Raw genomic sequence first — 22909 nt, forward strand, 5'->3', positions numbered from 1 at the left:
CAGAGGCAATCGCCACCACATTGAGCACAATCCAGGTTTTTTCTTGCGCGACACCGGTCGTTTGCGGTTGTCCCCGTGGTGCTCCGCTTTGCGCGGAACGCCGCGATCCCAGAGGTGTATATGTCCGAATTCCAGCTCGTCACTCGCTTTGAGCCCGCCGGCGATCAGCCGGAAGCCATCCGCCAATTGGTCGAGGGTATCGAAGCCGGGCTGGCGCACCAGACGCTGCTCGGTGTGACCGGTTCGGGCAAGACCTTCAGCATCGCCAATGTCATCTCGCAGATTCAGCGCCCGACGCTGGTGCTGGCGCCGAACAAAACCCTCGCCGCGCAGTTGTACGGCGAATTCAAGGCGTTCTTCCCGAACAACGCCGTTGAATACTTCGTTTCCTACTACGACTACTACCAGCCCGAAGCCTATGTGCCGTCGTCCGACACCTTCATCGAGAAGGATGCGTCGATCAACGACCACATCGAGCAGATGCGCCTGTCCGCGACCAAAGCGTTGCTGGAGCGAAAAGACGCGATCATCGTCACCACGGTGTCGTGCATCTACGGTCTCGGTAGCCCGGAAACCTATTTGAAAATGGTCTTGCACGTCGATCGCGGTGACAAGCTCGATCAGCGCGCACTGCTGCGCCGTTTGGCCGACCTGCAATACACCCGCAACGACATGGATTTCGCCCGCGCGACCTTCCGTGTGCGCGGCGACGTGATCGACATTTACCCGGCGGAATCCGATCTGGAAGCGATCCGCATCGAACTGTTCGATGACGAAGTCGAAAGTATTTCCGCATTCGACCCGCTGACCGGCGAAGTCATTCGCAAGATGCCGCGCTTCACCTTTTACCCGAAGAGCCACTACGTGACGCCTCGGGAAACCCTGCTCGACGCCATCGAACACATCAAAGTCGAACTGCAGGAACGCCTCGAATACCTGCGCAGCAACAACAAACTGGTCGAGGCTCAGCGCCTTGAACAGCGCACCCGTTTCGACCTGGAGATGATCCTCGAACTGGGTTACTGCAACGGCATCGAAAACTACTCGCGCTACTTGTCCGGGCGTCCGGCCGGTGCCGCGCCGCCAACCCTTTACGATTATCTGCCGGCGGATGCCTTGCTGGTGATCGACGAATCCCACGTCAGCGTGCCGCAGGTTGGCGCGATGTATAAGGGCGACCGTTCGCGTAAGGAAACCCTCGTCGAATATGGTTTCCGCCTACCGTCCGCACTGGATAACCGGCCGATGCGTTTCGATGAGTGGGAAGGGGTGAGCCCGCAGACCATTTTCGTTTCGGCGACGCCGGGCAACTACGAAGCCGAGCACGCCGGGCGCGTGGTCGAGCAACTGGTGCGTCCGACCGGGCTGGTCGATCCGCAGATTGAAGTGCGCCCGGCGCTGACGCAGGTCGACGATCTGCTGTCGGAAATCTCCAAGCGCGTAGCGATCGAAGAGCGCGTGCTGGTCACTACGCTGACCAAGCGCATGGCCGAAGACCTCACCGATTACCTTGCCGATCACGGCGTGCGCGTGCGTTATTTGCACTCGGACATCGACACGGTGGAGCGCGTCGAAATCATCCGCGATCTGCGCCTTGGTACGTTCGATGTGCTGGTCGGCATCAACCTTCTGCGTGAAGGTCTGGACATGCCGGAAGTGTCGCTGGTGGCGATTCTCGATGCGGACAAGGAAGGTTTCCTGCGTTCCGAACGTTCGTTGATCCAGACCATCGGCCGTGCGGCGCGTAACCTCAATGGCCGCGCGATTCTCTACGCCGACCGCATGACCGGTTCGATGGAGCGGGCGATTGGCGAGACCGAACGACGTCGCGACAAGCAAATCGCCTTCAACCTGGAAAACGGCATCACCCCGAAAGGTGTGTTCAAGGACGTCGCCGACATCATGGAAGGCGCCACCGTGCCGGGCTCGCGCAGCAAGAAGCGCAAAGGCATGGCCAAGGCTGCTGAAGAGAACGCCAAGTACGAAGCCGAATTGCGCTCGCCGAGCGAAATCACCAAGCGTATTCGTGCGCTGGAAGAGAAGATGTATCAGCTGGCGCGGGATCTGGAGTTTGAAGCGGCGGCGCAGATGCGCGATGAGATTGCCAAACTGCGCGAACGGCTTTTGGCTGTTTGATTTGTGCTGTCTGGTCGGGCCTCATCGCGAGCAGGCTCACTCCTACAGGGGTCTGTGGCGTTCACAAGACCTGTAGGAGTGAGCCTGCTCGCGATTGAGGCGACGCGGTCTTAATGAGACTCCCCGGCCTTCAACCCCTCCGGCAATTTTTTGGTCAGTAGAATCGCCAACATACTGACCCCCAGCGCAATCCCGACAAAGTGAAACGCATCGTTGTAAGCCATGATCGCCGCCTGCTGATGGACGATCTCACTCAACTTGCCCAACGCCGCCGTGTCACTGCCAAACCGATCCGTCATCGACGCCAACCGCTCGGCCACCTGCGGATTGGTCGGCACCACCGCCTCGCGCAAATAATCGAAGTAGGTCTTGGTGCGCGCATCCAAAAGCGTCGCCAGCAAGGCAATGCCGATCGCACCGCCGAGGTTACGCAAGATGTTGAACAGGCTCGACGCCGACCCCGCGTCCTGCGGCAGGATGTACGCCGTGGCAATCAGCGAAATGGTCACCATGATCAACGGCTGCCCAAGTGCTCGGACAATCTGAATCTGATTGAACTGCGGCCCGGCGAAATCCGGGTTGAGCACTCCCGACGAAAAACTCGCCAGACCAAACAGTCCAAACCCCAGCGTGCACAGCCATTTTGGCGAAATGATCTTCATCAGCTTCGGTACCAGCGGAATCAGAAACAGCTGCGGCACGCCCATCCACATGATCACTTCGCCGATCTGCAGGGCGTTGTAGTTCTGGATCTGCGCCAGGTACAGCGGCAACAGATAAATCGAGCCGTACAACCCGACACCCATGCCCAGGCTGGAAATACTCGATAAACCGAAATTGCGATTACGCAGAATGCCAAGGTTGATCAGCGGATTGGGTTTGGAAATCTGCACGATGACAAAGGTGATCAGACTCACCAGCGCAATGCTGCCCAGCGTCACGATCAGGCTCGATTCCAGCCAGTCCTTGCGATGGCCTTCCTCGAGAAAAACCTGCAAGCAACCGAGGCCGATGCCCAGCGTGAGGATGCCGGTGTAATCGGTGCTTTTGAGCAATTCCCAGTGCGCTTCTTTCTTTTCCAGCCCATACATCAACCCGGCGATCATGATCAGGCCCGGCGGGATGTTGATATAGAAGATGTATTCCCAGCCCCAGTTTTCCGTGAGCCAGCCGCCCAGCGTCGGGCCGATTGACGGCGCAAACGTCGCGGTCATGGCGAACATCGCCATGCCTTTGGCGCGGTGGTGTTCGGGGAGTTTGATCAGGGTCAGGGTGAACGCCAGCGGGATCAGCGCGCCGCCGGTGAAGCCTTGCATGGCGCGAAAGACGATCATGCTCTCCAGGCTCCAGGCCATCGAGCACAGCAGCGATGAAACCAGAAAGCCCAGCGACACCCAAACCGCCAGTCGTCGCGCCGACAGCAACTGCACCAGCCACGCGGTCAGCGGGATCATGATGATTTCCGCGACCAGATAGGAGGTGGAAATCCACGAACCTTCTTCCAGCGTCGCCGACAGCGCGCCCTGAATGTCTTTCAGCGAAGAGTTGGTGATCTGGATGTCGAGCACGGCCATAAAGGCGCCGAGCATTACGCTCATCACCGCGATCCAATCGCGCCGGGTCGGTTCGCCGACCGGGCGGATCAGCGAATCACCGGCCATCTTCAGGGGCGTCTTTGATGTTCACAGTCGCGGTGACCGACATGCCCGGACGGATTTTGCCGTGCAGCGGGTTATCGGCTTTGAAGGTCAGTTTCACCGGAATCCGTTGCACGACTTTGGTGAAGTTGCCGGTGGCGTTGTCCGGTGGCAGCAGGCTGAACTGCGCGCCAGATGCGGCGAACAGGCTCTCGACCCGCGCTTCGATCGGCGTGTCGCCATACGCATCGAAGGTCAGCTCGGCTTTTTGTCCCGGCTGCATGTGGCCGATCTGGGTTTCCTTGAAGTTGGCCTGTACCCAGATGTCTTCGTCCGGAACGATCGACAGCAAATAGGCGCCGGCCTGCACCACTTGACCATTGCGCGCGGCGCGTTGACCGACGAGGCCGCTGATCGGCGCGTGGATTTCGCTGCGGGTCAGGTTGAGTTCGGCTTGCGCGAGATCGGCGCGGGCGTTGGCGATCTGTGCGTCGAGGCGTTTGATTTCAGCGTTCAGGGCGTTGACCTGCTGACGCTGACCTTGCGCGTCAGCCTGGGCCTTGGCCACTTGCGAGCGGGCGATGTGAGCATCGGCGGAGAGGGTGGTCACGCGTTCTTCGGAAACGTAACCGGGTTTGCGCAGAGTTTCGGCGCGCGACAAATCCATCTGCGAGCGGCCGAGCGTGGCTTGTGTAGTCGCTACTTGCGCATCGCTGGCGGCGATCAGGCTCGATTGCTGGGTCAATTTGCTTTGCGCTTGCAGGCGTTCGGCTTCGCGGGTGGCGAGGGCGGCATTGGCGCGGTCTACCGCGAGGCGGAAATCATTCGGTTCGAGGCGCACCAGCAACTGGCCTTCTTCCACGTGCTGATTGTCCTGCACCAGCACTTCGTCGATGCGCGCGCCCAATTGGCTCGAGACACGAGTGATCTCACCCTGGACATAGGCGTTGTCGGTGCTTTCATAAAAGCGTCCCTTGAAGAACCAGTGGGCGAAGAAGCCCCCGGCAATCAGCAGGACGAGCAGCAGGAAAATAAACAGGCGACGCTTGAGTTGGGCAGGCATGGGGCAAACTGTAGTCGAGGAATTGTAAGGAAAGTTATCAGCAGGCAAATTTGGCATACAGCCGATAAACGGTAAATGCCATCTGTTGATATTCCGCCATTCATCACGGCTTACGGGCCTTACAGACGCAAACTTGGCTTAAATGCCCTGCCCGCTGGAGCGGGGCGGGTGTCGCCTGTTACCATTCGCCGCTTGATTGTTTTGCTTTTCATTATTTTCGAGACATGCCATGACCACCGTCCGCACTCGCATCGCGCCATCGCCTACCGGGGATCCCCACGTAGGTACCGCTTACATCGCATTGTTCAACTACTGCTTTGCCAAGCAGCACGGCGGTGAGTTCATCCTGCGGATCGAAGACACCGACCAGTTGCGTTCGACCCGCGAGTCCGAACAGCAGATCTTCGACGCCCTGCGCTGGTTGGGCATCGACTGGAGCGAAGGCCCGGACGTTGGCGGCCCGCACGGCCCGTATCGCCAGAGCGAGCGCGGCGATATTTACCAGAAGTACTGCCAGCAACTGGTCGACATGGGTCATGCGTTCCCATGCTTCTGCACCGCTGAAGAACTCGATCAGATGCGCGCCGAGCAAATGGCTCGCGGCGAAACGCCACGCTACGACGGCCGCGCGCTGCTGCTGTCGAAAGAAGAAGTCGCAGCCCGTCTGGCCGCCGGCGAACCCCACGTGATCCGCATGAAAGTGCCGAGCGAAGGCGTTTGCGTGGTGCCGGACATGCTCCGTGGCGACGTCGAGATCCCGTGGGATCGCATGGACATGCAAGTGCTGATGAAGACCGACGGCCTGCCGACGTACTTCCTCGCCAACGTGGTCGACGATCACCTGATGGGCATCACCCACGTGCTGCGCGGCGAAGAGTGGCTGCCATCGGCACCAAAACTGATTCTGTTGTACGAATACTTCGGCTGGGAACAACCGGAGCTGTGCTACATGCCGCTGTTGCGTAACCCGGACAAGAGCAAGCTGTCCAAGCGCAAGAACCCGACCTCGGTGACGTTCTACGAGCGCATGGGCTTCATGCCGGAAGCGATGCTCAACTACCTCGGCCGCATGGGCTGGTCGATGCCGGACGAGCGCGAGAAGTTCTCGCTGCAGGAAATGGTCGACAACTTCGACCTCAAGCGTGTCTCGCTGGGCGGGCCGATCTTCGACATCGAGAAGCTGTCGTGGCTCAACGGCCAGTGGCTGCGTGATCTGCCGGTGGAAGAGTTCGCCAGCCGTCTGCAGACCTGGGCGTTGAACCCGGAATACATGATGAAGATCGCGCCGCTGGTGCAGGGTCGCGTTGAAACTTTCAGCCAGGTTGCACCGCTGGGCGGGTTCTTCTTCGCCGGTGGCGTCAATCCGGATGCCAAACTGTTCGAATCGAAAAAGCTCTCGGGCGATCAGGTTCGTCAGTTGATGCAGTTGATCCTGTGGAAGCTGGAAAGCCTGCGTCAGTGGGAGAAAGACAACATCACCGCAACGATTCAGGCAGTGGTTGAATCGCTGGAATTGAAACTGCGTGATGCGATGCCGCTGATGTTTGCGGCGATCACTGGTCAGGCGAGCTCGGTGTCGGTGCTCGATGCGATGGAAATCATTGGCCCGGATCTGACCCGCTTCCGTCTGCGTCAGGCGATTGACCTGCTGGGCGGTGTGTCGAAGAAAGAAAACAAAGAGTGGGAAAAGCTCCTGGCCGCTATTGCCTAAACGCTTTGCCTTCCTGTAGGAGCTGCCGAAGGCTGCGATCTCTTGATCTTATTTTCAAAAGATAAAGTCAAAAGATCGCAGCCTGCGGCAGCTCCTACAGGTCTGTGTGACATCCCGAGTCCCGAATTTACGGGGGGAGGGCGGTAAGTGATTGTTATGCCGACGAAAAACTTTGAAAAATTTCAAAAATAAGTTTGACAGGCTTTCGATACGCCCTTAAGATTCGCCCCGTCCTCAGCGATGACATCAACGATGAGGGGCTATAGCTCAGCTGGGAGAGCGCCTGCATGGCATGCAGGAGGTCAACGGTTCGATCCCGTTTAGCTCCACCAATTTTACACTTCGAGGTCTGGCCACACCGGCCTTGAAGCGATCAGCACTCAGTGTTGGTCTGTTGTATAGAAGGGTTTGCGTCCCCTTCGTCTAGTGGCCTAGGACACCGCCCTTTCACGGCGGTAACAGGGGTTCGAGTCCCCTAGGGGACGCCAGTTTTACAGAAGTGATGTTGCAAAATGTCACTCCGCCGCGAGGCGATAAATCGGGGCTTTAGCTCAGCTGGGAGAGCGCCTGCATGGCATGCAGGAGGTCAGCGGTTCGATCCCGCTAAGCTCCACCAATTTTACAGTTCAAGGTCTGGCCACACCGGCCTTGAATCGATCAGCACTCAGCACTGATCAGTTGTATAGAAGGTTTGTGTCCCCTTCGTCTAGTGGCCTAGGACACCGCCCTTTCACGGCGGTAACAGGGGTTCGAGTCCCCTAGGGGACGCCACGATTACCCGCTCTGCGGGATTTTATAAGGGTCATTCAATTATTGAATGGCCCTTTTGTTTGTCTGGCGTTTGGCCAATTCTCCTATTTCCTAAACTGTGCTTCAGACCAGCGGTCATATCCTTGACTTGCAGAATATTATTATGCGAATAATATTCTAGTCGTAATATTCGGAGGCAACGATGAACGATAAAAAAGCTCAAACCCGCGAACGCATCCTCAAGGCTGCCAGCGCTGCACTGATCCAGCGCGGCCCGGCAGACCCTAGCGTGGGCGAAGTGATGGGTGCAGCCGGCCTGACGGTTGGCGGCTTCTACGCGCACTTCGAAAGCAAGGACGCGATGATGCTCGAAGCGTTCAAACAGCTTCTTGGCCGCCGCCGCGACCTGATTGCCGACATGGATGCCGAACTGACCGGTGAAGAACGCCGCGCGCTGGTGGCTGCGTTCTACCTGTCGCGCAAGCACCGTGATTCCAGCGAAGCGGCCTGCCCGATTCCGGCGTCGATCGGTGAGTTGGGGCGTCTGCCGGAATCGTTCCGCATCGCGCTGAACGAACACCTGGAATTGATGATTGCGCAGTTGGCGTCCAGCCCTGAGGACACCGACAAAGCCCTGGCCGACGTGGCCTTGATGGTGGGTGGTCTGGCTCTCGCAAGAGCGCTAGGCCCTGGTGATTTATCCGATCGATTGCTGCGCGCTGCCAAGTCGGCGGTGCGTTGACCTGAAGGCAACACGCCTGAGGAGAGAGCGATGAGCACGTTGAAATGGGTTCGTGGCGTTAATGGCACCTTAGGCTGGTTTGCACCGAAATTAGTGGCGAGCAAAATGCGTCTGGCGTTCATGACGCCGCGCGCGCTGCCACTGCGCGACTGGGAACTGCCGATGTTGGCCAGTGCCGAGCGCATCACCTTGCGTTTCGGCCTCTCGGCATTGCGCTGGGGTCAAGGCCCTGCTGTGCTGCTGATGCACGGTTGGGAAGGGCGGCCCACCCAGTTCGCCGCGCTGATCACGGCGCTCGTCGATGCCGGTTACACCGTCGTTGCGCTCGATGGCCCGGCACACGGCCGCTCACCGGGGCGTGAAGCCAACGTCGTCCTGTTCGCCCGCGCCATGCTCGAAGCCGCCGCCGAATTGCCGCCACTGCAAGCGGTCATCGGTCACTCCATGGGCGGCGCCAGCGCGATGCTTGCCGTGCAACTGGGTTTGCGCACCGAAACCCTCGTCAGCATCGCCGCGCCGGCGCGCATTCTCGGGGTGCTGCGCGGGTTTGCCCGCTACGTCGGCATGCCACCCAGAGCGCGCTCCGCATTTATCCGCCAGGTCGAGCAAGACGTTGGCATGCGCGCCGCGACCCTCGATGTCGCCCACTATCAACTGGATATGCCGGGCCTGATCGTGCATGCCGAAGACGATAACTTTATCTCGGTCAAAGAATCGCAACTGATCCACGAATCCTGGTTCGACAGTCGCCTGCTGCGCCTTGAGGGCGGTGGTCATCAACGTGTACTCGCCGACCCGCGCGTGATTGATGGCGTGTTATCACTGCTCGCCGGTCGTAGCCTCCAGGCGCGCCAATCGGCGTGAGCTCCGTTACACTGCCCCGGTTGAATAAACTGACCGGGAGTGGGGCATGGGCTGGGATCGGGCAACGCCGTTTACCATTGATCTGCAAGTAGGCGCCGAGGACATCGACGGGCTGGGCCACGCGAACAACGCGGTCTACGTGACCTGGCTCGAGCGCTGCGCATGGCGCCACTCGCAACGTCTGGGGCTGGATCTGGTTGAATATCGGCGCCTGGATCGGGCAATGGCTGTGGTGCGCCACGAAATCGATTATCTGGCAGCGGCCTATGAAGGCGATGAGTTGCAATTGGCGACGTGGATCGTCGATTGGGATCAACGCTTGAAAATGACCCGGCACTTTCAGTTGATCCGCCCGAGCGACAACACCACGCTGCTGCGCGCGCAAACCACGTTTGTCTGCATCGAACTGTCGACCGGCAAACCCAAGCGCATGCCGGCCGAGTTTATCGAAGGCTATGGCCCGGCGATCCTGACCCCGGCCTGACACAATCCCTGTAGGAGCTGCCGCAGGCTGCGATCTTTTGATCTTGATTATAAAAAACAACATCAAAAGATCGCAGCCTTCGGCCGCTCCTACAAGGGATCTGCGATTTCCCGCGATATCCAGTAAACTGCCGCACGTTTTTTCCTTAAGTAGTGTTTTCCCCATGCAAATTGCTCTGGCGCCCATGGAGGGGTTGGTCGACGACATCCTCCGCGACGTGCTGACCCGCGTTGGCGGCATCGACTGGTGCGTGACCGAATTCATTCGGGTCAACGACCAGTTGCTCACCCCGGCGTACTTCCACAAGTTCGGCCCCGAGCTGCTCAACGGCGCCCGCACCGCTTCCGGCGTGCCGCTGCGCGTGCAATTGCTCGGTTCCGACCCGGTGTGCCTGGCGGAAAACGCTGCGCTGGCCTGCGAGCTCGGCTCCGAAGTGATCGACCTCAACTTCGGCTGCCCGGCCAAGACCGTGAACAAATCCCGTGGCGGCGCGGTACTGCTGAAAGAGCCCGAGCTGCTCAACCAGATCGTCGAACACGTGCGTCGTGCCGTGCCTGTGCACATTCCGGTGACCGCGAAAATGCGCCTCGGCTTCGACAGCCCCGACGGCTCGCTGGTATGCGCCACGGCGTTGGCCGAAGGCGGTGCTGAACACATCGTGGTTCACGCGCGAACCAAAATGGACGGCTACAAACCGCCGGCGCACTGGGAGTGGATCCCGCGCGTGCAGGACGTGGTCAAGGTGCCGGTGTTCGCCAATGGCGATATCTGGAGCGTCGAAGACTGGCGCCGTTGCCGCGAAATCAGTGGCGTCGAAGACATCATGCTCGGTCGCGGTCTGGTGTCGCGCCCGGATCTGGCCAAACAAATCGCCGCTGCCCGTGCCGGTGAAGAAGTCGTCGAGATGACTTGGGCGGAACTGATGCCGTTGATCCAGGACTTCTGGTTGCAAGCCAAAGCACAGATGACCGCTCGCCAATCGCCGGGCCGTTTGAAGCAATGGCTGGCGATGCTGACGCGCAATTATCCTGAGGCGACCGAACTGTTTACCGTGCTGCGCCGTGAGACTGAGCCGGATCACGTTTCGCGTTTGCTCGGTTTGCCGGTTGCCGAAGCCGCCTGAAAAAAAATCTGCAAATAGTCTCTTGAAAACAAATCAGCGGTCCCTATCTAGGGGGTACGCGATGCCGAATTCGGGTCGCGGAGTCAAAAAAACTTGCTGATTGTTTTCAGGAGATTTGAACCATGAGTACTGCATTTTCCCTCGCGCCACTGTTCCGTTCCTCGGTGGGCTTCGACCGTTTCAACGACCTGTTCGAAACCGCCCTGCGCAATGAGCCAGGCAGCAGCTACCCACCTTACAACGTGGAAAAACACGGTGACGACCAATACCGCATCGTTGTAGCGGCAGCCGGTTTCCAGGAAGAAGACCTGGAACTGCAAGTCGAGAAAGGTGTGCTGACCATCAGTGGCGGCAAGCGTGATGCCAACGAAGGCGTGACCTTCCTGCATCAGGGCATTGCCCAGCGTGCTTTCAAGCTGTCCTTCCGCCTCGCCGATCACATCGAGATCAAGGCAGCGGATCTGAGCAACGGCCTGCTGAGCATCGACCTGCTGCGCGTGATTCCGGAAGAAGCGAAAGCCAAACGCATCCCGATCAATGGGGGGCAGAAGCCGGCGTTGCAGCACTGAGTCATGTGCTGCAACACAATCGTCTGAACGGACGATGAGCCGCTGAATGAAGGCCCCGATACGTCGGGGCCTTTTTTGTGGGCGAAAGAAACCCGACGCAACGTTTGCTGCTGCTGTTGCGGCTCTTTACAATCCGCGCCAACAAGGCCGGCACTCCCTAATTCCCGCTGGCCCCGGAGCCTTTGTTCATGGACGAAATGGAACAGCGCTGGCTATATGCGCTTTCTGCGCCTTTGGTCGCCCTCAATCCCGACGCCGATTACACCGCACCCACCTATTGCTTCGACCTCAAACATGTCGATGTCGAAGGCGGTTGGGGCATCACTACGCGCGAACAACTGTTGGACATGCTGCGTACTGCCGATGATGGCCACGCTACGCAGTTGAACGAAGCCTATCGGCAGTGGGAGCGGTGTCTGCCGTCCGAATGGCAGGCCTTGCTCGCAACACTCGACACCCGCCAGCGAGCTTTCTACGAATTCGCCAGTCGCACATTTGGCGAGTGTGGCTCAGGTGGTATCCGTGCCTGGGACCTTGGCCGCATGGGTTTTCTGCTGCGCTCTGCGGTGCTGCACGGCTGGATCGATCTCACCGAAAGCCTTTGGCTGCACGGTCGCATGGCAGCACGCGCGCGCTACTACTACGACAGTTGGACGAGCTACCTGAACGGCTTTGTCTTCGGCAAAGCCTTCTGGCATTGCCTAGGCAACAAGGATGAAGAGCTAGAGCACGAATATGACCGGCAAGGCGATTACATAGGCACCACCGTGGTCATCAGAAAGCTTGATCGTGATGCGCGCGCGCTGTTCGCGCAATTGCCGTGGGATATGCCCCTGCATCTACCCGAGCGGCCTGATTCGCTAGGGGAGTTCGACTGGTCATGAGCTGCTGGATTCGCTTGGGTATCGAGCCCACCAAAGACAACGACGTGATTCGCGGCGCCTATCGCGCGCGCTTGCCGCAGCACCACCCGGAAACCGATCCGGAAGGTTTTCAGGCGCTGCGTGAGGCCTATGAACTGGCATTGCGCTTTGCCCGCGAGGAAGTCGCCGAGCCGGATCAACCGGTTGCCCATGAGGTCAGTCCTGCCGATCAGACGATGGCCGACTTTGAAGCATTGCTGCTTGATCCAGCACGTCGCTTCCACCCGGCGGCCTGGCAGGCATTCAACCTTGAACTGGACCGTCTGCCGCTGGAGGTGCTGGACGACGTTTGCTGGTCATTGCTGCGCGAGTTGCTCGACGCCGGCCCGATTTCCCATGTTTGCGCCCGTTTGTTGGCCCAGCGCCTGGGCTGGGCAAGCCGCATGCTGGATCTGGATTTCGACAACGCGCGGTATGTCGACGAGTTTTTGCAGCGGATCAGCGCGGCGGATCCGTTCGACACCTCGTTGATGAGCCATTGGCCCGCTGTCGCGCAGTTGGAAACACTCTGGTACGTGCGCACCCTGAATCACCTGCACCGCGAAGCATCGCTCGACGACTACCGTCATTTCGCCGGCCTGCACACCTGCATCCCGCTGCCTGTTGATGACGGGTTGTTGCAACGCCTGGCCATACAGTTCAGTCAGGCTGATATCGCCAACAAAAATTTTCTCGACATTATCAGCGAGCAGCATCGGCTTGCGCCTGAAGATGTTGACTGGCTGTATCTGTTGGCCTGTCAGCGCAGTGCGCTGGGAATGGAAGAGTTGGCACTGCAGGCGTGGGTGCGGCTCTGGCGCGAACATCAGCATCCAAAAGCGGCTACGTGGTTACTGGCATTGTGCGCGCGTCACCAGCCTCAGCGATTGCCGCTGCTGATTCAGGCTTTTGATCGTCTGGAAAACTTCCGTGACTGGTCCGAGGATCTCAGCGATGTCACCCAAGAATACGGCAGTCCATCGCAGCGTCCGGAAACACTCGGGCGTTGGTTCCGGGCCAGGCAGCTCGAGTTGCAGGACATTGCCGGTGCATTTGTCGAATGGCGTATCAGTGGTGACGAGCTGCCGTTGTTGGCGACGCTGATCATTGACAATGATGACCGGGCGCTGCAAATGCTCTACCAGCATGCCTGGGCTTTGCACCGTGGTGATGTGCCATTGCTGCAACGCATCATGGAGGCACCTGTGCCGGCGGATGTGCTCGATCAACTGGTGCTGGAGGGCTTGCAGTATCAGGCCGGTCAGCAGATCTGCTGGTTGACCCAGGCACCGATTCCTCAGGCCCTGGAAGCGTTTCTGGCTAGCGACTCGGCATCGACACCCCCGCCGGGGCTGGAAAAGGGCGAACCGCTTGAGCTCAGTCTGCTGTGGATGCGCCGTTTGCGCGCTTACGACGCCCGATCGCTGGCGCGGCTTGCCGAAGCGTTCAGTCTGGACAAACGTGATGAACGGCTCGCGGGGCTTAAGTTGCAAGTGCAACTGGCCGCGCACGGCATGCTGCTGCCGGCCATTGATAGCCATTCTGATGTCTGGGAATGGCATCGTCAGGCGATTTACCTGCTGGCCACCCTCGACGATCCGACGCGTTGGCTGGACGCGCAATCGGCACACTGCGTCGACACCATGAACATTGCGCGCGAACACCCGTTGGCCCGTTTGCAGCCGCTGCTCTGTCGCCTGAATCGCGAGCAGGGCAGTGCCAGTGGCCTGCTCGGCTGGCTGCAAGCGGTTGATCCGGTGCACTCGCTGCTCGCGCGTAAGTTGTTCAGTGTGCATGAGGCGCTCGACAGCACCCGACTGTTGGGAAATGACCGTCTGTTCGAGTGCATGCGCAGCGACATCGCCAGCTTCAACGAGGATTTGCTCGGGCGCATGCTCTTGGGCGGCGTCCTTTACCACGATCCGTTGCTCACTGCGCAACAGCGCAAATACCTGCTGGGAAGTATCACTGAGGTGGTCAATCCTCAAGACTGGTTCGACGGCTTCCGTCACAGTCTGATCAAGGGTGAGCCTGTTCACCCGCCCCGTGAGGCTCTCACGGAGGAGGGTATCAGCGACGCCTTTTACCTGGCACTGGATGTGCTGAAGGATCTCGTGCGTTTTGGCAATCTGGGCGTGCCAAGACAGAAAATCCTGTTACGCATGCAGCGGGCCAAGGATGACCCGGAAAACGGACTCGGTCTGCGCTTCGCATTCAGCGCATTGCTGTCGTGGTCGGAGCGTTTGCTGCTAGCCAAGGCAGAGACCCGTCCAACTCCCGCCAGTGCGTTCTGGCGCCTGGGCACCCGGCTGGGACGCGGGGCGTTTATCTGGCAAGTGATTGGCGCGTTGCTGGTAACGCCCGTGGCGGCGTTGCTCAGCGGTACGCCTGTGTCCGGCATCGTCGTGTTGCTGCTGGGCCTGGCGTTCCTGCTAGGTGCGATCCTGCGCCGTTTGCATGACATGGGGCGGGGCATTCCGATGTTGCTGATTTTGGTAATCCTGTCGCCGGTATTGCCATTCCTGCCGCTGATACTGTTCGGTTTTCCCGGAGAGACGCTGCCCAATCGTTATGGCGTGCCGCCGGACAGTGGCGGTGAAGACACCCTGTCCGGTGGTTTGCAGGCGACCTTGCGGCGACTCATCGGCTAGAGGCGCAACTCATCCAGTGCCTTGTTGAGTTGTGAGCGGTGGTTGGCGATTTCTTCCGATCGCTGGCTGCCCAGCACCGTATTGAAACTGTCCAGCCAGTCGGCAATCCGCTGGCGCTCTTCGCCCAGACTTTGCGTCCACGCCCGTTCCAGTCGAGCCAGCAGGGTTCGGTTGGGCAAAGTGTCGCGGGGGTGAATTTTCAGCGTACTCAAGCGTTCATGACTGGTTTGCCGCGATTGCGCATCGAGTCCGGTCGGGCTGCGGTCAATGCTGTGGCTGTGGCGTTCGCCCGTCTCAGGCAGGGTGACGTCAACTTCGAGCAAACCGTTGATGTCATAACTGAAGCGCACATCCAGCGCCTGGATATCATCCCTGGGCGTCAGCGTGACATCGAAAGCATCGATAAAGATGTTGTCGCGCACCCACGGACGTTCGCCCTGATAGACCGCAATACGGATCACTTCCTGTCGAGGAGAGGTTGTGTGGTAACGCTCCACCCTTGAGGTCGGGATGATGGTGTTGCGCTCGATAATGGGCGAAAACGCGCCTTTGATGCCTTCTCCACGCATGGTCGAAATGCCCAGCGTGTAGGGGCAGACATCGGTCAGGATCAACTCTTCTACTGCACCGTCACGCGCCTTGCACGCCGCTTGCGTCGCCGCGCCGAGCGCCACAATGGTATCCGGATCAAGATGCCGATAAGGCAGGCGCCCGAACAGCGTGGCAACCATTTGCTGCACCGCCGGCATGCGCGTGGCACCGCCGACCAGCACCAGGCTGTCGAGGTCGCGCGGCTTGAGGCGGGCATCGCGCAGCGCCTGTTCGATCGGCGCACGCAAACGGGCCAGCAGCGGTTCCCAGATCTTTACCGCAGCCGCTTCGTCCAGTGACCATTCGAAGGTCTTGTCGGCGTGGCGCCAGCTCAGTTGTTGAATACCTTCGCCGAGTTTGCATTTGAGCTGTTCCAGCGCATCACCGAGGCTGGCCATGCTTTGCGCATCGACCATGGCCGGGGTCAGTTGCCAGTGTTTCAGGCAGGCCTGCAGCAGCGCGGCGGTGAAGTCTTCGCCGCCGAGAAAGTTGTCACCGGTCGACGCGTGTACTTCGATCAGTGGTAACGCATATTCCAGCACGGTGACATCGAAGGTTCCGCCGCCCAGATCGAAGATCAACGTGCGCTCGAACTTCTGCTCATGCAGCCCGTACGCCATGGCCGCGGCAGTTGGCTCGTTGATCAGGCGTGTCACTGCGAGCCCGGCCAGTTCAGCGGCAAACAGCGTGCGTTTGCGTTGTTCGTCACTGAAATACGCCGGCACCGAAATCACCGCTTCAGTGACCGGATGGCCTAGAAACGCTTCGGCGTCCTGTTTGAGTGAGCTGAGCACCAGCGCCGACAACTCTTCCGGACTGAAAGCGCGGGTGCCGAGTTCGACCTTTTTATCGCTGCCCATGAAACGCTTGAACGCCGCAGCACTGCGCTCCGGGTGGGTGGTCAGACGGGCGCGGGCGGCTTTGCCGACCAGAACCGTGTCGTCTTCATCGAGGCTGATCACCGAGGGCGTGAGCACATCGCCGAGGGCGTTGGGAACCAGTCGGGCCTGACCGTCCTGCCAAACAGCGATCAGGCTGTTGGTGGTGCCAAGGTCGATGCCCAGCAAAGCCGGGCGGGGGAGGGATGCATCCTGCATGAAAGATCTCGAAACGGCGCAAAAACGCGACCCTACAGGTTGGCGCAAACCATGGCAATTGCCTGACAGTTGCATCCGGCGCTGTCATGCGTGTTATTCCAGCAACACCTTCAAATCATCCAGCGCCACCGGCCGGCTGTGCAGATAACCCTGATACAAATGGCAACCTAATCCCTGCAAAAACGCCAACTGCTCCGGCGTCTCCACCCCTTCGGCGATCACTTCCAGCTCCAGACTGCGCGCCATCGCGACGATTGCGCGGATGATCTCGGCATCGTTCGGATCCGTCGTCGCATCACGGATAAACGACTGATCGATTTTCAGCGTGTCCACCGGCAAGCGCTTGAGGTACGTCAGCGACGAATACCCTGTGCCGAAATCGTCCATGGCGAAGCTCACGCCGAGTTTTTTCAGGCGACGCATTTTGCTGATGGTGTCTTCCAGGTTCTGGATGACGATGCCTTCGGTGATTTCCAGTTTCAGCAGCGAGCAGGGCAAGCCGTGGCTGATCATGCTGTGTTCGATGCGTTCGACGAAGTCGTTCTGGCGGAACTGGCGCGGGCTGATGTTCACGCACAGGCTGAAGTTGAGCGGGTCGACCAGTTTCAGTCCGATCAGCTGTTTGAAGGCGTCGCAGGCTTCGTCGAGGATCCACGTGCCGACTTCGAGAATCAGGCCGCTGTCTTCCAGAACCTTGATGAATTCGGTGGGCGATTGCGCGCCGAGTTCCGGGTGGTTCCAGCGCACCAGCGCTTCGGCGCCGATGATCTGGTTGTTGCGGGCATCGATCTGCGGCTGGAAGTGCACGTTGAATTCACCGCGCGACAGCGCCAGACGCAAATCGGTCTCCATGCGCAGCCGCTCGCTGGCCGCTTTCTGCATGGTGTTGTGGTACATCTGCGTGGTATTGCGCCCGGAATCCTTGGCCCGGTACAGCGCGATATCGGCGCGTTTGAGCAGATCGGTCGGGGTCGAGCCGTGATCGGGAATCAGCGCCACACCGATGCTCGGCGTCACTTGCAGGCGCTGGCCATCGAGGAACATCGGTTCCGAAAGCAATTCGCGGATGGTGTCGGCCAGTTCGCGCACTTGCGCACTGACTTCGTTGCGCGAACCTTCCAGACCGCTGAGCAGCACCACAAACTCATCACCGCCGAGGCGCGCGACGGTGTCTTCCATGCGCACGCTGGCTTCAAGGCGCGCGGTGATGATCTTCAACACCGTGTCGCCGACCGGATGGCCGAGGGAATCGTTGATGTGCTTGAAGTGATCGAGATCGAGAAACAGCAAGGCGCCGCGCAGGTTATGGCGCTTGAGCAGGGCGATCTGCTGGCTCAGGCGATCCATCAGCAAGGCGCGGTTGGGCAGGTTGGTCAGTGGATCGTGATAAGCCAGATGGCGAATTTGTGCTTCGGCATTTTTCAGCAGACTGACGTCGCGGGCGGTCAGCAGCAGGCACGCGGTTTCATTGAGGGTGATCGGCTCGACCGAGACTTCGACCGTGAGCATTTCCCCGCGCTTGTTGCGCCCAAGCATTTCCTGATGGTGCACGCGGCCCTTGATTTGTAACTCGGCGAGTAGCGCCGAGCGCTGTTTCTCCTCGGCCCAGATGCCGACCTGATACACGGTTTTACCGACGACCTCTTCAGCGCGATAACCGGTGAGGCGGCAGAAACCGTCGTTAACTTCCAGATAGCGCCCGGAATCACGTTCGGTGATGGTGATCGCGTCGGGGCTTGAGTGAAACGCCTTGGCGAATTTCTCTTCGCTGGCCTTCAGTGCGGCTTCCGAGCGTTGCTGCTGAGTAATGTCGCGCAGGGTGGTGACGATGCACGGTTGATCGCCGACGCTGATCTGCCGACTAGAAATCACGCAGGTCAGCGACTGGCCGTCCTTGTGCTGAACGATGATTGCGACGTTGCTCAGGCCCTGTTCGCGAATTACCCGTTCGATGCGTTGCAGACTTTTTGCCGAAGCGTCCCACAGGCCGATTTCTTCGGCAGTGTGGCCAATCACGTCGCCGGCACTCCAGCCGAAAGTCTGGGTAAAGCTGTTATTGATCTCGATGAACTCGCCGCTGTCCTGGCGCGTGACGCAAATCGGGTCGGGGCTGACCTGGAACAGCGTGGCGAATTTTTCTTCTGAGGCGACCAGGCGCTGCTCGCGCTCAACCTGATCGGTGATGTCGAGCAGCGTGCCAGCCATGCGCAGCGGCGCGCCGTTGTCGTCGCGGTAGAGGCGGGCGCGGCTTTCCAGATAGCGCGAGCTGCCGTCCGGCAGTTGCACGCGATAGGTCAGTTGATAATTGCCTGCCGGGCCTTCGCGCAGGGAACGGTAGGCGTCGCGCATGCTGTCGCGTTCTTCGCCGGGCACGCCTTCGAAGAATTCATCGAACGATTCATGGAACGGTTTCGCTTCCAGCCCGTGCAACTGCGCGGCGCGTGCCGAGCCGTAAAGCATGCCGCTGGGGATGTGCCAGTCCCACGTGCCGAGTTGCGCCGAGTCCAGCGCGAGGTCGAGACGTTCCTGGCTGTCCTTCAAGGCGTGTTCGGCAGCTTTGCGTTCGGTGGTGTCGAGGAAGGTGCTGAGCAGATAGGGTTGGCCTTCCAGTTCGACCTTCTGCGCGCTGAGAATGCCGTCGTGGATCTGGCCGTTGCTCGCACGGAACTGCACTTCCATGGCGATCAGTTCGCCTTTGGTGTTGGTCTTTTTGACCAGTTCGGCGCGTTGTTCGGGATGCACCCACAAACCGAGTTCCAGCGTGGTACGGCCGATGGCGCTCTGCACCGGCCAGCCGAACAGGCTTTCAAAATACTGATTGGCCTCGCTGATCAGTCCGTCTTCCTGACGGGTGAGCAAAACCATGTTGGGACATAGGTGAAATAGTGTGGCGAAACGTTTCTCCGAGCTGCTCAGCGCTTGCTCGCGTTGGCGCTGGTGGGTGATTTCGCGAATCACCCCGATCATTCGGGGGCGGCCGTTTTTATCCGGCAGCAGACTGCCGCTGATCTCCAGCCAGTGCAGGCTGCCGTCGGGCCATTGGATGCGGTGGTGCATCGCTTGCTCCAGCGGCGCACCGGCAATCACCGCGTGGAAGGCGCGCACGGTTTTCGCGCGATCTTCCGGAGGCAATAAATCGAGGTATTCAAGGTCGGCCGGCAGCGGCTGGCGTGGATCGAAGCCGAACAATGCCTGCGTGCCCCGCGACCAACTGATCTGCCCGCGCTCGATGTCCCAATACCAGGCGCCGAGTCGGGCGCCGTTGAGCGCCGCGAGCAATTGCGGCGCACTTTCCCAGCTCTGCTCGGAATGCCGTGGATCAATTGCCTGAATGCGCGGCATCGGCGGGATACGGTCAACAGATTTCGGCATTGGTTACGGGCCTTGAGCTGGTTTATGCGTTAGGCACAGGGAAACGCGGCTCTATAGGAGTAGCACAAGTCAGCCGAGAGTCCCTGGCAGATCGATTTGTGCGTCCAGCAAGGCCATAAAGGCGCGAGCCGCGTTCGATAGCGTCCGTTCAGTGTGCAAGATATAGCCTAGCTGGCGCCGCAGCTGTATGCCCGGCAAAGCGATGCTTGCCACCTGATCATCGAGCATCGTGCGCGGTAGCACGCTCCAGGCCAGGCCGATCGAGACCATCATCTTGATGGTTTCCAGATAGTTGGTGCTCATGGCGATGTTCGGCGTCAGGCCCTGAGCCTCGAACAGTCGTTGGACAATATGGTGAGTAAATGTGTTGCCACCGGGGAAAACCGCCGGATGGCCGGCAATGTCCGCCAGGCTGACGGCGCCGTTGCTGATCAGCGAATGCTCCGGGGCGACCACGAAATCCAGCGGGTCGTCCCACACCGGCGTGGCTTTAACCAGCGCATGCGGCTCTGGCGCCAGGGTGATCACCGCCAACTCGGCGCGGCCATGGAGAATTTCTTCGTAGGCCACTTCCGAATCGAGGAACTGAATATCCAGCGCGACCTGTGGGTAACGGCGGGTGAACTCCCTTAATAGCGGTGGCAAACGGTGCAGGCCGATGTGGTGACTGGTCGCCAGGGTCAGGCGCCCGCTGACTTCGCCGGTCAGGTTGGTCAGCGCGCGGCGGGTGTCATCGAGCACGTTGAGAATCTGGTAGGCCCGTGGCAGCAGGGCGCGGCCGGCTTCGGTCAGGCCGACTTCACGGCCGAGGCGATCAAACAGACGCACCTTCAGTTGCTGCTCCAGACCGGCGATACGTTTGCTGATGGCAGGCTGCGTCAGGTGCAAGCGTTCGCCGGCGCCGGAGAAGCTGCCGGTCTCGGCGATGGCAATAAAAGCGTTGAGGTTGGCCAGATCCATGGTGGTATTCCAGTTGGTTATCCAAAGCATAAAAAATATGAATTTGAGTTATTTAATGTAACCCCATAGGATCGACCTCACAAGCCAAAGGGTTATTGAAACGTTCAAGGCCCGGGGCATAGAAACAAGCTGATGAGGAACCGTCTGATGGCCGGCAAAACGCTCTACGACAAGCTCTGGGATTCGCATTTGGTCAAGCAGCGCGACGATGGCTCTGCGCTGATCTACATCGATCGTCACATCATTCACGAAGTGACTTCGCCGCAAGCCTTTGAAGGTCTGCGTCTGGCCGGGCGCAAGCCTTGGCGCATCGATGCCAACATCGCGACCCCGGATCACAACGTACCGACCACGCCAGAGCGCAAGGGCGGCATCGAAGCCATTGCCGATCAGGTCTCGCGTTTGCAGGTTCAGACCCTCGACGACAACTGCGATGAATACGGCATTGTCGAGTTCAAGATGAACGACGTCCGCCAAGGCATCGTCCACGTGATCAGCCCGGAGCAGGGCGCGACCTTGCCGGGCATGACCGTGGTCTGCGGCGATTCGCACACCTCGACCCACGGCGCGTTTGGCGCTTTGGCGCACGGTATCGGCACTTCCGAGGTCGAGCACGTGCTCGCCACGCAGTGCCTGGTCGCCAAGAAAATGAAAAACATGCTGGTGCGCGTTGAAGGGCAATTGCCGTTCGGCGTGACCGCCAAGGACATCGTCCTCGCGGTGATCGGCAAGATCGGCACCGCCGGCGGTAACGGCCACGCCATCGAATTCGCCGGCAGCGCGATCCGCGATTTGTCCGTTGAAGGCCGCATGACCATCTGCAACATGTCCATCGAAGCCGGCGCCCGCGTAGGTTTGGTGGCAGCGGATCAGAAGACTGTCGACTACGTGAAGGGCCGTCCATTTGCTCCGAAAGGCGCGGAATGGGACATGGCCGTCGAGTCCTGGAAAGACCTGGTCTCCGACGCCGACGCCAGGTTCGACACCGTGGTTGAACTCGACGCTACTCAGATCAAGCCGCAAGTCAGCTGGGGCACTTCGCCTGAGATGGTTTTGGCCGTTGATCAGAACGTGCCGGATCCAGCCAAAGAGATGGATCTGGTCAAACGCGACTCGATCGTCCGTGCCCTGAAATACATGGGTTTGACCGCCAATCAGGCGATCACTGACATTCAACTGGATCGCGTGTTTATCGGCTCCTGCACCAACTCGCGGATCGAAGATTTGCGCGCTGCGGCGGTGATCGCCAAGGGCCGTAAAGTCGCTTCGACCATCAAGCAAGCGATCGTGGTGCCGGGTTCGGGTCTGGTGAAGGCGCAGGCAGAGGCCGAAGGTCTCGACAAGATTTTCCTCGAAGCCGGTTTCGAATGGCGTGAGCCGGGTTGCTCGATGTGCCTGGCGATGAACCCGGATCGTTTGGAGTCCGGCGAGCATTGCGCCTCGACCTCCAACCGTAACTTCGAAGGCCGTCAGGGCGCCGGTGGCCGTACCCACCTCGTCAGCCCGGCCATGGCGGCGGCGGCAGCGGTGAACGGTCGTTTCATCGACGTTCGCGAATTGATTTAAGGAGCGCAGCATGAAAGCTTTTACCCAGCACACTGGTCTTGTCGCGCCTTTGGATCGTGCCAACGTCGACACTGACCAAATCATTCCGAAACAGTTTTTGAAGTCGATCAAGCGCACCGGTTTCGGCCCGAACCTGTTCGATGAATGGCGTTACCTCGATGTCGGGCAACCGTATCAGGACAACTCCAAGCGTCCGCTGAACAAGGACTTCGTCCTCAACGCCGAGCGTTATCAAGGCGCCAGCGTGTTGCTGGCCCGCGAGAACTTCGGTTGCGGCTCCAGCCGTGAACACGCGCCATGGGCGCTGGAAGAATACGGGTTCCGCAGCATCATCGCGCCGAGCTATGCCGACATTTTCTTCAACAACAGCTTCAAGAACGGCTTGCTGCCGATCATCCTCAGCGACGCTGAAGTCGATGAGTTGTTCAAGCAGGTCGAGGCTGAGCCGGGTTATCAATTGCAGGTCGATCTGCAAGCGCAGACCGTGACCAGCCCGAATGGCAAGGTGTACAGCTTTGAGATTGATGCGTTCCGTAAGCATTGCCTGTTGAACGGTCTGGATGATATCGGGCTGACCCTGCAGGACGGTGATGCGATTGCGACGTTTGAGGCCAGGCATCGGGTTAGCCAGCCGTGGTTGTTTCGCGACGCATAAGCAAGTTTTGAATTGATGCAGTTCAGGCTGGCCTCT

16 protein-coding genes and 4 tRNA genes are annotated in these 22909 nt (G+C 59.5%); 15 read left to right on the forward strand and 5 right to left on the reverse strand.

Annotation, left to right across the window (positions count from 1 at the left end; genetic code table 11):
• Positions 1–120: 120 nt before the first annotated feature.
• Positions 121–2136: an excinuclease ABC subunit UvrB gene (uvrB, locus tag AD669_RS09085; RefSeq protein ID WP_008083013.1), complete on the forward strand. Its 2016-nt coding sequence runs from the start codon at positions 121–123 to the stop codon at positions 2134–2136.
• Positions 2137–2246: 110 nt separating this feature from the next.
• Here uvrB and AD669_RS09090 read toward each other — a convergent pair whose 3' ends face one another.
• Together AD669_RS09090 and AD669_RS09095 are read right to left on the reverse strand one after the other, a co-directional pair.
• Positions 2247–3737 carry an MDR family MFS transporter gene (locus AD669_RS09090; protein WP_172680097.1) on the reverse strand — a complete coding sequence of 497 codons (1491 nt, stop codon included), beginning with the start codon at positions 3735–3737 and terminating at the stop codon, positions 2247–2249.
• Between the two features lie 49 nt (positions 3738–3786).
• Positions 3787–4836: an HlyD family secretion protein gene (locus tag AD669_RS09095; RefSeq protein WP_053118901.1), complete on the reverse strand. Its 1050-nt coding sequence runs from the start codon at positions 4834–4836 to the stop codon at positions 3787–3789.
• A gap of 229 nt (positions 4837–5065) precedes the next feature.
• On the opposite strand from AD669_RS09095, the gene gltX reads away from it, so the two are divergent.
• The 12 genes from gltX to AD669_RS09155 all read left to right on the forward strand — a co-directional run bounded on the left by gltX (position 5066) and on the right by AD669_RS09155 (position 14632).
• Positions 5066–6547: a glutamate--tRNA ligase gene (gltX, locus tag AD669_RS09100; protein WP_053118904.1), complete on the forward strand. Its 1482-nt coding sequence runs from the start codon at positions 5066–5068 to the stop codon at positions 6545–6547.
• Between the two features lie 256 nt (positions 6548–6803).
• Positions 6804–6879 (forward strand) — tRNA-Ala (locus AD669_RS09105).
• Positions 6880–6959: 80 nt separating this feature from the next.
• Positions 6960–7035, forward strand: a tRNA-Glu gene (locus tag AD669_RS09110).
• 52 nt (positions 7036–7087) lie between these two features.
• Positions 7088–7163 (forward strand) — tRNA-Ala (locus AD669_RS09115).
• Between the two features lie 79 nt (positions 7164–7242).
• Positions 7243–7318 (forward strand) — tRNA-Glu (locus AD669_RS09120).
• Positions 7319–7499: 181 nt separating this feature from the next.
• A complete protein-coding gene (locus AD669_RS09125; RefSeq protein ID WP_053118906.1) occupies positions 7500–8039 on the forward strand; it encodes a TetR/AcrR family transcriptional regulator in 540 nt (179 codons plus the stop codon).
• A gap of 30 nt (positions 8040–8069) precedes the next feature.
• On the forward strand, positions 8070–8903 hold the full coding sequence (locus tag AD669_RS09130; protein WP_053118908.1) for an alpha/beta fold hydrolase: 834 nt from the start codon (positions 8070–8072) through the stop codon (positions 8901–8903).
• Between the two features lie 46 nt (positions 8904–8949).
• Complete coding sequence (locus AD669_RS09135) at positions 8950–9387, forward strand: thioesterase family protein (RefSeq protein ID WP_053118910.1); 438 nt, start codon at positions 8950–8952, stop codon at positions 9385–9387.
• A gap of 163 nt (positions 9388–9550) precedes the next feature.
• The gene (locus AD669_RS09140; protein WP_053118912.1) at positions 9551–10510 is read left to right on the forward strand and encodes a tRNA-dihydrouridine synthase; all 960 of its coding nucleotides are present in this window, start codon (positions 9551–9553) and stop codon (positions 10508–10510) included.
• 122 nt (positions 10511–10632) lie between these two features.
• A complete protein-coding gene (locus tag AD669_RS09145; protein ID WP_053118914.1) occupies positions 10633–11079 on the forward strand; it encodes an Hsp20 family protein in 447 nt (148 codons plus the stop codon).
• A gap of 188 nt (positions 11080–11267) precedes the next feature.
• Positions 11268–11963 (forward strand): DUF1266 domain-containing protein, encoded by a 696-nt coding sequence (locus AD669_RS09150; protein ID WP_053118916.1) that lies wholly within the window; start codon positions 11268–11270, stop codon positions 11961–11963.
• The gene (locus tag AD669_RS09155) at positions 11960–14632 is read left to right on the forward strand and encodes a DUF805 domain-containing protein (protein WP_053118918.1); all 2673 of its coding nucleotides are present in this window, start codon (positions 11960–11962) and stop codon (positions 14630–14632) included. The genes AD669_RS09150 and AD669_RS09155 overlap by 4 nt, the downstream gene beginning before the upstream one ends.
• Here AD669_RS09155 and AD669_RS09160 read toward each other — a convergent pair.
• From AD669_RS09160 to AD669_RS09170, 3 genes are all read right to left on the reverse strand, one after another.
• Positions 14629–16320: a molecular chaperone HscC gene (locus AD669_RS09160; RefSeq protein WP_053118920.1), complete on the reverse strand. Its 1692-nt coding sequence runs from the start codon at positions 16318–16320 to the stop codon at positions 14629–14631. The two genes, AD669_RS09155 and AD669_RS09160, sit on opposite strands and share 4 nt — an antisense overlap.
• 93 nt (positions 16321–16413) lie before the next feature.
• The gene (locus AD669_RS09165; protein WP_053118921.1) at positions 16414–19692 is read right to left on the reverse strand and encodes a PAS domain S-box protein; all 3279 of its coding nucleotides are present in this window, start codon (positions 19690–19692) and stop codon (positions 16414–16416) included.
• A 69-nt stretch (positions 19693–19761) separates the two neighbouring features.
• Complete coding sequence (locus AD669_RS09170) at positions 19762–20652, reverse strand: LysR family transcriptional regulator (protein WP_053118923.1); 891 nt, start codon at positions 20650–20652, stop codon at positions 19762–19764.
• Positions 20653–20799: 147 nt separating this feature from the next.
• On the opposite strand from AD669_RS09170, the gene leuC reads away from it, so the two are divergent.
• Together leuC and leuD are read left to right on the forward strand one after the other, a co-directional pair.
• Positions 20800–22218 (forward strand): 3-isopropylmalate dehydratase large subunit, encoded by a 1419-nt coding sequence (leuC, locus tag AD669_RS09175; protein WP_053118926.1) that lies wholly within the window; start codon positions 20800–20802, stop codon positions 22216–22218.
• A gap of 10 nt (positions 22219–22228) precedes the next feature.
• On the forward strand, positions 22229–22873 hold the full coding sequence (gene leuD, locus AD669_RS09180) for a 3-isopropylmalate dehydratase small subunit (protein WP_053118928.1): 645 nt from the start codon (positions 22229–22231) through the stop codon (positions 22871–22873).
• The last annotated feature ends 36 nt before the right edge of the window (positions 22874–22909 follow it).

The organism is Pseudomonas sp. P1.31, from assembly GCF_001269815.1.
GTDB classification, from domain to species: Bacteria; Pseudomonadota; Gammaproteobacteria; order Pseudomonadales; family Pseudomonadaceae; genus Aquipseudomonas; species Aquipseudomonas rustica.